Source organism: Peribacillus frigoritolerans (assembly GCF_001636405.1).
GTDB classification, from domain to species: Bacteria; Bacillota; Bacilli; order Bacillales; family DSM-1321; genus Peribacillus; species Peribacillus frigoritolerans.
This window is the reverse complement of record NZ_KV440950.1, coordinates 3,913,861-3,925,646: the sequence shown is the minus strand read 5'-3', so window position 1 is coordinate 3,925,646 and position 11,786 is coordinate 3,913,861. Positions and strand designations below refer to the sequence as shown.

The window sequence follows — 11,786 nt, the reverse complement described above, 5'->3', positions numbered from 1 at the left end:
GTCGATACAATGGTGAGTATTACTGGATATGGGAAAGCGAGAGAAGAAGCAGTGAATAATTTTCAGGAATTTGTGGGTTTTGAAATTCCTGAAGATTATAAACAATTTCTCCTTAAGCATAATGGCGGCACAACTACGGTTCAAAACTGTAAGTTTTATGTAGATGGATTAGACACACTTGTATGCTTACATGCACTTTATGGATTAGAGCTTCTAGATAAAGAACTGGATTTACAGAAATGGCATGAAGAAAACAGAGAAGACTTACATAAGAATTGCATTATAATAGGTAATGATACATGTGCAGGTAAAATTTTGCTGATAAATAATGAAGAAGAAAAGGGAGTTTACTTCTGGGATCAAGGTTGGTATTCGGATCCATCAAGCCAGGATGAAAACATTTATAAAGTTGCATCGAGTTTTCAATCCTTCATTGAGGGATTGAAAGTCCCGGAGGAAATCTAATTTTATTGTAATCCCCTTGATTGGCTCATGCCATTCAAGGTTTTTTATTGTCATGTTAATGAGGAGATAAAAATGTATAAAATATTATTGGTTGAAGACGATCTCAAAATAGCTGGAATTTTGGTCAATTATTTAAAAAGGTATGGGTATGGGGTTTTTGAAGTGAAGCAACTGGACCAAGTTTTTGCGGAGTTCCAGGATATAAAGCCAGATTTGGTTTTATTGGATATTAATCTGCCCTATTATGATGGGTTCCATTGGTGCCGGCTAATAAGGACGGTTTCGAAGGTTCCTGTCATATTCATCTCGGCAAGGACAGATGAAATGAACCAAGTCATGGCCATTGAATATGGGGGAGATGACTATTTAACAAAACCATTTCATTTGGAAGTGGTATTAGCGAAAATAAAGAGTGTCCTACGTAGGGTGTATGGTGAATATGCGGATATATCTTCATTCCACCAGCAAGTAAAGGAAATGGAGGGATTAACGCTTTATACGGAAAAAGCGATGATCGAATATCAAGACAATCAGGTAACGTTAACTCAAAATGAGTTGAAATTATTGAGTTGTTTACTACGACAGTATGACACAATCGTCTCTCGTGAAGAGTTACTTGAAGCATTGTGGAATGATGATTCATTTGTTGATGACAATACATTGACCGTCAATGTCACAAGGGTACGAAGAAAACTTGAGGATATTGGCATCAAGCATGCCATAACAACTAGCAGGGGAAAAGGATATCGACTAAAAATAGTGCAAGGTGAAGAAAAGTGAAGCTGAAATCCTTTATTAAAGACCGTCTTTATTTTATATTTTATACTGTTCTATTGGTAAGCCTGCTTATTATTGCTTATGCATTAGCCGTTCTGGAAGCGGTGAATCACATATCGATTTCAAATATCATCTATTTAATTATTCTCGCGTTGTTTATGATGCTTATATTTTTAGCGGCCGATTACATAAGGCAATACCGCTTCCTTAATCAATTAGCAAGGATGACGCAAGAACCGAGCTTGTCGTTTGAATATGTCGAAGCCTTTAGAGAACCTTTGACAAATGAACAAAAGTTGTGGATGGAGCTTTTTCAACAAATGAACAAGGTAACCATTGGGCAATTACAAGAACAAATCAAACAGAAGGAGCAATATGAGCTGTTGATTCATCAATGGGTTCATCAAATGAAGACACCTGTTTCAGTCATTTCCTTACTGATTCAAGAAGGCAAAAGGACATTTTCGAATGAGCCGATGAAGGATTATCTTAAAGAGATAGAAGAAGAAAATGATCGATTTCGCAGAGGGCTGGAAATTATATTGCATGGGGCAAGGCTGCAGCGTTTTTCGGAGGATGTAAAATCGGAGCGGGTTGACTTAATTAATCTAGTCAAGCAAGTAATTAACGAGGAAAAAAAACAGTTCATCAAACGGTTCATATATCCCAGGCTTGAAACGGAGCTTGAGAATGTATATGTACATTCGGATCGAAAGTGGCTGCACTTCGCCGTTAGTCAGGTGGTCTTTAATGCACTGAAGTATTCAAGGCAGGAAGAGCATGACAGCATAACGTTCAATATCATTGAAAAAGAGTCGGAGATTTTCCTTAGGATAACAGATCAGGGAATTGGAATTGTCCCACATGATGTAAAACGGGTGTTTGATCCATTCTTTACTGGTGAGAACGGGCGAGTCAAACAAGAGTCAACCGGAATGGGACTATATCTTGTGAAGGAAATCGTTAATAGACTTGGGCATGTCGTTACCATCCAATCGACTGTATCCGAAGGGACTACTGTGGAGTTTCTCTTTAAGACAAATATCTTACATGAAAGGTGACAGAATTGTAAGGGTGCTAAACGATTATGTAATAAACTTCGATGGGAGCCTCCCGCTTTATTCATTATACTTACGGTAAGAAAGGGAGGTATTTTCGGATGTCGATTTTAAAAGCAGAACAACTATCCAAAACTTATTTTCAAAAACAGGGGAATTTATTTCATAAGGCGTTACATAATTTCACCATGAATGTACAGAAAGGGGAATTTGTCGGAGTGATGGGTCCATCCGGCAGCGGGAAAACCACCCTGCTTAACTTAATGGCCACGATTGATAAGCCCACCACAGGTAAAGTCATTCTAAATGATCAAAATCCTAATGAATTAAACAATCAGGATCTGGCATTGTTTCGCAGAAGGGAAATTGGATTTGTTTTTCAAGACTTCAACCTTCTTGATACACTTACCGTTCGCGAAAATATCCTCCTTCCTCTAGCGTTAGATCATTATAAACTGCAGGTAATGGAATATAGGGTAAGTCAGTTGGCAAGCCTTCTTGGTATAGAAGGGATTTTAGAAAAAAGGACTTTTGAAATTTCTGGAGGTCAGCAGCAACGAACGGCTTGTGCAAGAGCGATGATTCATGAACCTTCCATTATTTTAGCGGATGAACCTACTGGTAATTTGGATTCCAAATCTGCCAAGCAGGTAATGGATACCCTCACGACACTTCAGGAGAAAAAGGGAGCAACCATCCTCATGGTCACTCATGACCCGACTGCCGCCAGCTTCTGTGACCGGATTCTATTCATAAAGGATGGCAGGTTCTTTTCGGAGGTTCACAGCGGAGGGGAAAGGCAGAGCTTCCATCAAAGGATTTTAGATACGTTAAGCGTTTTGGGAGGAGTCTATCATGAACATCCGACTTCTCGCTAAGAGAAATATTCAAGGAAATGCACAACGTTATCTTGCTTATTTTTTTAGTATTGTCCTTTCCGTCTCAATCTTTTTTATTTACGCATCGTTTATCTTTCATCCTGATGTGGTCCATGCGAATATTCCAGGGGGACAGTTAATTAGTAAGGGACTCATTGCAGCTGAAATAGTGATCATCATATTTTCAGTTTTTTTTATCGCTTATTCGAATGCAGCATTTATACAGCCGCGAAAAAAAGAGTTTGGGCTGCTGACACTGCTTGGAATGTCCAAATCCCAACTTAGAAAACTGATTTACCTGGAGCAAACGATGGTTTCCCTCATATCTATCCTGATTGGAGTTGGCTTAGGGTTTTTGTTCTCAAAGTTATTCTTAATGGCAATATCTTGGTTATTGGCTGTAGAGCAACCAATATCATTTGTCTTTGTTCCTGAGGCCTTTGTTTATACAATTGTTGGTTTCGTTTTACTATTTCAGCTATTATCGCTCCTTTCATTGTTCCACATAGGAAATGCGGAGGTAGTCGATTTACTCAAAGATAAACAAAAACCCAAAAAGACTCCCTTCGTTTCAAAGTGGTTAATTGCACTATCAGCAGTTTGCTTAAGCATTTCTTATTATTTGGCAGGTACGATGTCGTTGAACAATTCTTATAGAGTATTGCCCATAGTATTCTTCGTACTGATCGGCACCTATTTTTTATTCAGCCAAAGCATTGTCGCTCTATGCAGCAGGCTTTACCGGAAGAAGAAAAGCTTATATGGCGGAACGAATTTAATTACTCAAACAAACCTGATATTCAATATTAAGGACTATTCCAGGTTATTCTTTTTAACCTCGATCATTACAGCCGTGATTTTGACAGCTGCTGGAACACTTTTCATGTTCAGTGCAGATTTAAAAAAGCAAGGGATGGATAACATTCCGCAATCAATTGGCTGGGTTGAACAAGACGCTTCCATTTATTCAGTTATTGAACCATCTGCAGTGGAGAATACTTTAAAGGAAGATGGATTCAAGATCCTTTACGAAGTAAATATGACTGGAGTGCCCATCACCCACATGTTACCCCATATGAGAACGGGAGAACCCAATGAAAATAGGTCATTATTAATCTCGGAAAGTGATTATAACAATGCGGCTGCATTGCGAAAAATTGAACCAGCAAAGTTATCTGGAAAAGAAGCGTTATATATTTTTCCTTATGGGGGACTGGACTATCAATTCGTCCATAAGGGAGAACAAAAGGAGCTGCACTTTGGCAATCGAACCATTCAGGTAACAATGATTGGTCAGCGCAATCAATCGATAGTGGCACCCATAAAAGCAGCAACGACCCTGATGGTGGTCGATGATCAGCTGTATCATGAAATCACAGCTGATGTGCCTTTAAAAGAGAAGGTAAGAGTACGAGGGTATGAAATTAAAGACTGGGAAGAATCAATGGAAACAGCTGCTAAAATCGAAAAAATGTCTAATAATCCTGACCATAATCAATTGCAAACAAGAGCTCCGATTTATCAAGAAATGAAACAGGGAAGCATATTGATTCTTTTTATCGGCTTGTTTGTCAGTCTATTATTCTTTATCGTCCAAGGGAGCATGATGTATCTGCGAGTTTTTACGAATTTAAAAGATAAAAAAATTCAAATCCATGCCCTTCATCGATTGGGGTTGACAAAAAAAGAAATACGGCAAATTTTAAGCGCCGAAATACGCATCCTCTTTTTCGCTCCGTTTCTGATAGGGGTGATTCATGCAATAGTCGCCTACGTGGCACTAAGCAATTTATTGGAATCGAATTTGTTTGTCTACTCGGCCATGGTCATCGCAACGTATTTTCTTTTTCAACTGCTATACTATCAAGTAACTAAAAAGATGTATGAGCGGGCAGTCATCAATTCTATTAAATAAAAGCTATCATATGTATTGGAATCTGGGGTTCAGTCCCAGATTCCATTTTTTTTATTCAGGAGTCCTCTCATTGAAACGGCATTTTTATTGATGATAAATTAGTTAATATGAACTATTGAAAGAGGAGTGATCCGCTATTTTGCACAAATATATGGAATATGGTGTGATTTTACAGGTTAATCCTTTACAATCTTGTAATATTTTCATATAAAGGGTAAAATTATTTATTTGAAGCGAGAATATCGAACCCCGCATCATTTATTTTTATCATTTTCACATACATAATTATACTAAAATAATTACTTTATCGAGATAAAATGATTTATTGGAAATGATTAATAGTAGACGCGGTTTATACTAAAACATAAAAGGTCATATGATCAAAAAAATAGTGGGTGATCTGTCAATTACTTGATTTATTATAGTATTATATGCCTGGGGTTATAGAGAATATTAGATTTTTCCATATTTCTTTATCCCTTAATATAGTAAACTCAGAATAGGTTCGTTAACTTTTAGCTGCTAGAGATGAGGTAAGTTTAATCCTATGAAAAATAAAAAGTTAAGGGCACTTCTTTATTTGACCATACTTTTATTGATTGTTTTCATTCTTCTAAATATGTTTTCAACATATTTAAGCATTAAAAATTCTGTGCAAAAATCCGTTGCCAATCAAAACTTGGTAGCTGCCAGATCTATAGCCGACTCGATGGATATGGAGGCTTATCAGCGATTTCTCAATAACCAAGTAAAGAGCCAAGATTATTCGGATATAAAAGCTTACTTAGAGGATGCCCGTGAAAAAATAGGAGCATTATATGTTTATACCATCATGATTGATAATCCCACAGTATCCAAGTGCATGATTACTGGGTTTTCTAAAGATCATAAAGGGGATTTTCCTATCGGTGGTGCATGTACAGTTCCGCCGGAGCAGGTCAAACAGGGATATGAAGGCAAAAGCTTCATTACCGGGATTCTAGAAGATCCGGAATATGGTGAGTATTTGACTGTGGGAGTACCAATGAAAAATCAAGATGGTGACATTATTGGTTTTTTGGGCATTGATGTGAGCGCGGAAGATATTAATGCCATTAACGGCAAGGTATTGAAAAGCAGCATTGCCATTCTTGTTTATAATGGTGGATTTGTCATCATGCTGCTGGTTACCTTTTTTGTCATTCAAAAATGGTATCAAAAGGAACTGACACGTGAAGTGGGGGATACGGAAGATACGTATCAATCGGAATTTCAATCTCTATTTGCTTCAGTCCGCTCATTAAGGCATGATTTTTCCAATCATATTCAGGTGATACATGGACTGCTTAAATTAGAGGAGAACGCAAAAGCACTCGAATACTTAACAGGGCTTTCAAAAGAAGTCCATTCAATTGAATCGATGAAATTGGATGTGATTCATCCGGGCTTATCGGTCCTGTTGGAGACAAAAAGGCTCTCGGCCCAGAATTATAATATCGATATCGAAATTGATGTTTCACCCAAATCCTTCAATCGGATCAAAACAATTGATTTGATAAAATTATTATCAAATGTTATCGACAATGCTATTGAGGCAACAATTGAATTGCCAGAGCAAGAACGCCGAATGGATATTGCCTGCAAAGCTGATGATGAAAAGTATTCGTTTATGGTCACGAACACCGGACCAATGATTTCGGAATTAGATCTGGAGAATATATTCGCCAGCGGTTTTTCAACCAAAAAGGCACAAAAGGGCAAAGTTCGCGGACAAGGATTGTTCATCGTCAAAGACTTAGTGAACAGATATGATGGAGAGATTCATGTACAATCCTCTGAAAAAGAAACGACCGTTACGATGATCATTCCCGTAAATGGAAAAATGGGCTAAATGATCCAAAGGAAACACATTTGATAAGAAGGTATGACCCTGAAAGGGATCATACCTTTTTATATAAAGATGATGATTATTGCAGGTGAAAAATTGAATAAAAGTGCCTCAATTGGACATAATGGGTAGATGTTTAGCTGCTCTCAACGAGATTATGATAAGATAGGGAAAAAATCATTTAAGGCAGTGAGATTGTGAAACAACAAAAAGGAAAACTTCTCGTTATCATTGGACCGACTGCTGTTGGGAAGACAAAGATGAGCATTGAGATGGCAAAGTTATTTAATGGTGAAATTATTAGCGGAGACTCCATGCAGGTTTATAAGGGGATGGATATTGGTACTGCAAAAATCAAGAGGGAAGAAACAGAAGGAATCCCTCATTATTTACTTGATATTAAAGAACCTGATGAACCATTTAGTGCGGCAGAGTTCCAGGAGCGAGCCAATGCTTGTATCGAGGATATCCAAAGCAGAGGTAAACTTCCCATTATCGTGGGTGGAACAGGATTATACATACAATCAGTCATCTATGATTATCAATTTTCGGAGGCGCCATCCGACCCTGTTTATAGGGAGGGACTTGAAAAACAGGTAAGGGAGTCAGGAATCGATCCTGTTTTTGAACAATTACGCAGCATTGACCCGGAAAGCGCAAATCGGATTCATCCCAATAATGTAAGAAGGGTGATCAGGGCACTTGAGATTTATCATTGTACTGGTAAAACGATGAGTGAGCAGCTGAATGAACAGCCTACAGAATTCAAATATGATACGTGCATCATTGGCTTGACAATGGAACGTGAAAAGTTATATCAACGCATCGATCAACGTGTTGATGTTATGGTAGAAGATGGGCTGATTCAAGAGGTGGAGTCATTTCATGAAAAAGGTTTGAGGGGTTGCCAATCAATCCAGGCTATAGGCTATAAAGAAATCTATGATTATTTTGATGGAAGGGCTTCATTGGATGAAGCCGTTGAGACATTAAAGCAAAACTCCCGTCGATACGCAAAAAGGCAATTGACCTGGTTCCGGAATAAAATGGATGTAATTTGGTTTGATATGACCGATCTCGAGGGTTTTCCAAAAAAAATACATGAAATATCTGGATTTATAGCAGGAAAGCTTTTCGGTGAAGGCGAATACATAAATTTAGAGAGAAAAGAGGAGGACTAATACATGAAACAATCAGTAAATATTCAAGATCAGTTTCTTAATCAATTACGTAAAGATGGTACGTATGTGACGGTATTTTTATTAAACGGGTTCCAGATTAGAGGACAAGTGAAAGGGTTCGATAATTTTACCGTTTTATTTGAATCGGAGGGCAAGCAGCAATTAGTCTATAAACATGCGATTTCTACATTTGCTCCACAACGTAATGTTCAGATCGATTACGAAGTGAAGGAATAATCATATATATGAATGTAAAAAACAGGTTTAGCTTATAGCGACCTGTTTTTTTTGCATGCCCTTCTCTGTCCTTTTTCAAAGAATCGATAATTTTACGTACCTTATTTGAATATATATCAAGGGACGGATTATTTTCCGGGAAACCGCAGGAAATGACATTACCCCTAATATATTGGTGAATGGGATTGGGATTTGTCGTAATAAATCCTCCAAGGAAAAAATCCTGTCAGAATAAGTCGCTTTTCAAGAAGGGAATGGGGCTTAATCACGAAAGGAATAAACGAATTTTCCGATGGGATAATTTTGGCTATGCAGCATTTGCCATGCCATCATAAAAAACTGTGGTGTTAGAGTCAGGGTCCAAGATGGAGAGGTGAATGACATGGAACAACCGATCCGTATGAAAAATAACGGGCAAATCAATATTGTGTTTAATGCGGAAAACAGAAAAGCGCTACAAAAGGATCTGCCGATAAAAGAAATTTTGGTGCAGGAAATCCCCCACCAGCATGTGGCATTGAAAGAGATTGAAGATGAACTGAAATCGCTGGTTGGAATGGAAGAAATGAAACGGATGATAAAAGAGATATATGCCTGGATTTACATTAATAAACAACGTGAGGCAAAGGGGCTGAAAACTGGCCGGCAAGCGCTGCATATGATGTTTAAAGGAAATCCGGGAACAGGGAAAACAACGGTTGCACGTTTAATCGGGAAGTTGTTTCAAAAAATGAATGTACTTTCAAAAGGGCATTTAATTGAAGCGGAGAGGGCAGATTTAGTCGGGGAATACATCGGTCATACTGCCCAAAAAACCAGGGATTTAATTAAGAAGGCCATTGGCGGAATCTTATTTATTGATGAAGCCTATTCCTTGGGAAGAGGTGGCGAAAAGGATTTTGGAAAAGAAGCCATAGATACCCTTGTCAAGCATATGGAGGATCGGCAGCATGAATTCATTTTGATCCTTGCTGGATATTCGAGGGAAATGGAATATTTCCTAAGTCTTAATCCTGGCCTTCATTCGAGGTTCCCGCTTGTTATTGATTTTCCGGATTATACGATTGAACAGTTAATGGAAATAGCCGATCGGATGCTGCAGGAAAAGGAGTATCTTATGAATCGGGATGCCGAAAGGAAATTAAGGGAACATTTAATCATATTACGTTCTTTCCGGGGACCTATTTCATTCTCTAACGGTCGTTATATCCGCAATATAATAGAAAAGTCAATTAGGGCACAGGCGATGCGGCTCTTACTGGAAGATTCATTTGAAAAATCCGATTTATTGACGCTTACCAGCCAAGATTTGATTTTCGAGGATGAAGAGAAAGAATGACATGGAAAAGCCCACCAGGATGGCGGGCTTTTCAAATTTATGTTTTAGGCACCCATTTTTTATTAGGAAGATGCCAATTATTGGTATAAGAAAGGACTCGCAATATTGTGATGACGGCAAAGAGCGAATAAAGCTGCCATGATTGGGATAATACACCACTGCCTAAAGCCAAGCCTGCAATGATGGCCCATACTGCGTAGATTTCTTTCCTGAAGACCAATGGCTTTCTTCCGGCCAGCACGTCACGGAGTATCCCGCCGCCGCATCCGGTTAATGCAGCTGATACTATGATGGCGCTTATTGGATGATTAAGTTCCACGGCATACATCGCCCCTTGGATGGCAAAGGCTGAGAGGCCAATGGCATCAGTGAGATTTCCCCATCTGTCCCAGTGCTTTGATAGGTTTGTAGGAAAAACAAAAACGATGGTGATGGATACTAAAGCGATGACAAAATAGAAACTTTGATCCCATAAAGCTGAAACGGGGACGCCGATCAACAGATTGCGGATTGCCCCGCCGCCAAAGGCGGTTATGATTCCTAAAATATAAACTCCTAAAATATCATACTCTTCTTCCATGGCGATGATGGTTCCGCTTATAGCGAATGCAATCGTACCTATGAAGCTTAATACTTCCCATGTCATATGAATGTCCCTCTATGTCTTTTCGATTTTGATGGTAAAGCCAAATTTGATTTTAGCATGGTATCGCAATTTTTAAAATGGTTAAAAGCTTCGTTTTGAGGAAATTTTTATATATTCAATTTTTTTGTTATGATTAAGTTAAATTTACCAGAGGGTGGTGCGTGTGATTTGGAAGAAGCAATAAAGGAAACGGCTGTCTTGATTGGGTGTCAAACAACTGAGACAAGTGAACATTTTGAATATTCACTCGATGAACTGTCTTCTTTGGCGAAGACGGCGAATGCTGAGGTTTTAATGACCATCTCCCAGAAAAGGGAAAGCGTCGATCCGGCTACATATATAGGAAAAGGAAAAGTGGAAGAACTCCGGAATCTGGAAGAGGAGCTGGAGCCGGATTTATTTATCTTTAATGATGAATTATCCCCGAGCCAGATTCGGAACCTTTCGAAACAATTGGAGGCAAGGGTCATAGACCGGACACAGCTAATATTGGATATATTTGCTCAGCGGGCTCGATCCAGGGAAGGGAAGCTGCAGGTTGAACTTGCTCAGCTCCAATATTTATTGCCGCGTTTGGTTGGACAGGGGACGGCAATGTCCAGGCTAGGAGGCGGGATCGGCACAAGGGGACCAGGGGAGACGAAGCTGGAAAGCGACCGCCGCCACATCCGTGGAAAAATAGATGAAATCAAGCACCAATTAAGTGGAATAGTGAAGCATCGTGAACGCTATCGTGATAGAAGAAAACGTAATAAGACCTTTCAAATAGCACTAGTGGGATACACAAATGCAGGTAAATCAACGCTGTTCAACCGTTTGACGGAGGCGGATTCATATGAAGAGAACCAATTATTCGCTACGCTGGATCCCATGACACGAAAGGCGATTCTTCCTAGCGGATTTACCGTGCTTCTGACGGATACGGTTGGATTCATACAAGATTTGCCGACATCTTTAATTGCCGCATTCCGCTCTACCTTGGAAGAGGTGAAAGAAGCGGATCTGCTGTTACATGTGGTCGATTCCTCAAGTACCGATTACTTTAATCATCAGAAAACGGTGCAGGATTTGCTAAATGACTTAGATGTCCCTTCCATTCCACAGCTCACGTTGTATAATAAGAAGGATAAGGTTCACGCTGATTTTGTGAGATCAGCCAGTCGTGCTTCATTAATGATCAGTGCCTATGAACAATCGGATCTGAATGAAATCATGGAAGAAATTGAAAAGTACGTGATTGAAGAAATGATCCCGTATCATGTTTTCCTGCCATCGAGTGAGGGTAAACTACTATCACAGCTGAAAAATGAAACCATATTGCGCACTCTCTCCTTTAATGAAGAATCGGAAAGATATGAATGCAAAGGTTTTTGTCTAGCTGATCATCCAATAACCGGGCAGCTGGAGAAATATTCATTATAAA

At 39.0% G+C, this 11,786-nt stretch carries 11 protein-coding genes; 10 read left to right on the top strand and 1 reads right to left on the bottom strand.

All coding sequences use genetic code 11. The annotated features are described in order from the left end of the window. Positions 1 to 9 precede the first annotated feature (9 nt). The 9 genes from A6755_RS18510 to spoVK all read left to right on the top strand — a co-directional run bounded on the left by A6755_RS18510 (position 10) and on the right by spoVK (position 9,717). A complete protein-coding gene (locus A6755_RS18510; RefSeq protein ID WP_052137464.1) occupies positions 10 to 465 on the top strand; it encodes an SMI1/KNR4 family protein in 456 nt (151 codons plus the stop codon). A gap of 72 nt (positions 466 to 537) precedes the next feature. Beyond that, complete coding sequence (locus A6755_RS18505; RefSeq protein ID WP_034313447.1) at positions 538 to 1,245, top strand: response regulator transcription factor; 708 nt, start codon at positions 538 to 540, stop codon at positions 1,243 to 1,245. Continuing rightward, the gene (locus A6755_RS18500; protein WP_084737963.1) at positions 1,242 to 2,303 is read left to right on the top strand and encodes a sensor histidine kinase; all 1,062 of its coding nucleotides are present in this window, start codon (positions 1,242 to 1,244) and stop codon (positions 2,301 to 2,303) included. The genes A6755_RS18505 and A6755_RS18500 overlap by 4 nt, the downstream gene beginning before the upstream one ends. Positions 2,304 to 2,401: 98 nt before the next feature. Beyond that, positions 2,402 to 3,178, top strand: coding sequence for an ABC transporter ATP-binding protein (locus A6755_RS18495; RefSeq protein ID WP_063591632.1), 777 nt, complete (start codon positions 2,402 to 2,404; stop codon positions 3,176 to 3,178). Further along, positions 3,156 to 5,093, top strand: coding sequence for an FtsX-like permease family protein (locus A6755_RS18490; protein WP_063591631.1), 1,938 nt, complete (start codon positions 3,156 to 3,158; stop codon positions 5,091 to 5,093). The genes A6755_RS18495 and A6755_RS18490 overlap by 23 nt, the downstream gene beginning before the upstream one ends. 547 nt (positions 5,094 to 5,640) lie before the next feature. Beyond that, the gene (locus A6755_RS18485; RefSeq protein ID WP_063591630.1) at positions 5,641 to 6,963 is read left to right on the top strand and encodes a sensor histidine kinase; all 1,323 of its coding nucleotides are present in this window, start codon (positions 5,641 to 5,643) and stop codon (positions 6,961 to 6,963) included. A 257-nt stretch (positions 6,964 to 7,220) separates the two neighbouring features. Beyond that, entirely contained in the window at positions 7,221 to 8,141 is a 921-nt protein-coding gene (gene miaA / locus A6755_RS18480) for a tRNA (adenosine(37)-N6)-dimethylallyltransferase MiaA (protein ID WP_063592605.1), read from the top strand. Between the two features lie 3 nt (positions 8,142 to 8,144). Beyond that, positions 8,145 to 8,378 carry an RNA chaperone Hfq gene (gene hfq / locus A6755_RS18475; RefSeq protein ID WP_034313436.1) on the top strand — a complete coding sequence of 78 codons (234 nt, stop codon included), beginning with the start codon at positions 8,145 to 8,147 and terminating at the stop codon, positions 8,376 to 8,378. 382 nt (positions 8,379 to 8,760) lie between these two features. Further along, a complete protein-coding gene (gene spoVK, locus A6755_RS18470) occupies positions 8,761 to 9,717 on the top strand; it encodes a stage V sporulation protein K (protein WP_034313433.1) in 957 nt (318 codons plus the stop codon). Between the two features lie 37 nt (positions 9,718 to 9,754). Here the strand turns inward: spoVK and A6755_RS18465 are convergent, their stop codons facing one another. Continuing rightward, positions 9,755 to 10,363, bottom strand: a complete 609-nt coding sequence (locus A6755_RS18465) for a trimeric intracellular cation channel family protein (RefSeq protein ID WP_063591629.1) — start codon at positions 10,361 to 10,363, stop codon at positions 9,755 to 9,757. Positions 10,364 to 10,531: 168 nt separating this feature from the next. Between A6755_RS18465 and hflX the strand changes: the two genes are divergently transcribed. Further along, positions 10,532 to 11,785, top strand: a complete 1,254-nt coding sequence (gene hflX / locus A6755_RS18460; RefSeq protein WP_063591628.1) for a GTPase HflX — start codon at positions 10,532 to 10,534, stop codon at positions 11,783 to 11,785. The last annotated feature ends 1 nt before the right edge of the window (position 11,786 follow it).

What these genes read in the sequence shown, in the direction of transcription:
- A6755_RS18510 (WP_052137464.1), top strand. Translation starts at nt 10, where the DNA reads ATGGTGAGTATTACTGGATATGGGAAAGCGAGAGAAGAAGCAGTGAAT.
- A6755_RS18505 (WP_034313447.1), top strand. Translation starts at nt 538, where the DNA reads ATGTATAAAATATTATTGGTTGAAGACGATCTCAAAATAGCTGGAATT.
- A6755_RS18495 (WP_063591632.1), top strand. Translation starts at nt 2,402, where the DNA reads ATGTCGATTTTAAAAGCAGAACAACTATCCAAAACTTATTTTCAAAAA.
- A6755_RS18490 (WP_063591631.1), top strand. Translation starts at nt 3,156, where the DNA reads ATGAACATCCGACTTCTCGCTAAGAGAAATATTCAAGGAAATGCACAA.
- A6755_RS18485 (WP_063591630.1), top strand. Translation starts at nt 5,641, where the DNA reads ATGAAAAATAAAAAGTTAAGGGCACTTCTTTATTTGACCATACTTTTA.
- miaA (WP_063592605.1), top strand. Translation starts at nt 7,221, where the DNA reads ATGAGCATTGAGATGGCAAAGTTATTTAATGGTGAAATTATTAGCGGA.
- hfq (WP_034313436.1), top strand. Translation starts at nt 8,145, where the DNA reads ATGAAACAATCAGTAAATATTCAAGATCAGTTTCTTAATCAATTACGT.
- spoVK (WP_034313433.1), top strand. Translation starts at nt 8,761, where the DNA reads ATGGAACAACCGATCCGTATGAAAAATAACGGGCAAATCAATATTGTG.
- A6755_RS18465 (WP_063591629.1), bottom strand. Translation starts at nt 10,363, where the DNA reads ATGACATGGGAAGTATTAAGCTTCATAGGTACGATTGCATTCGCTATA.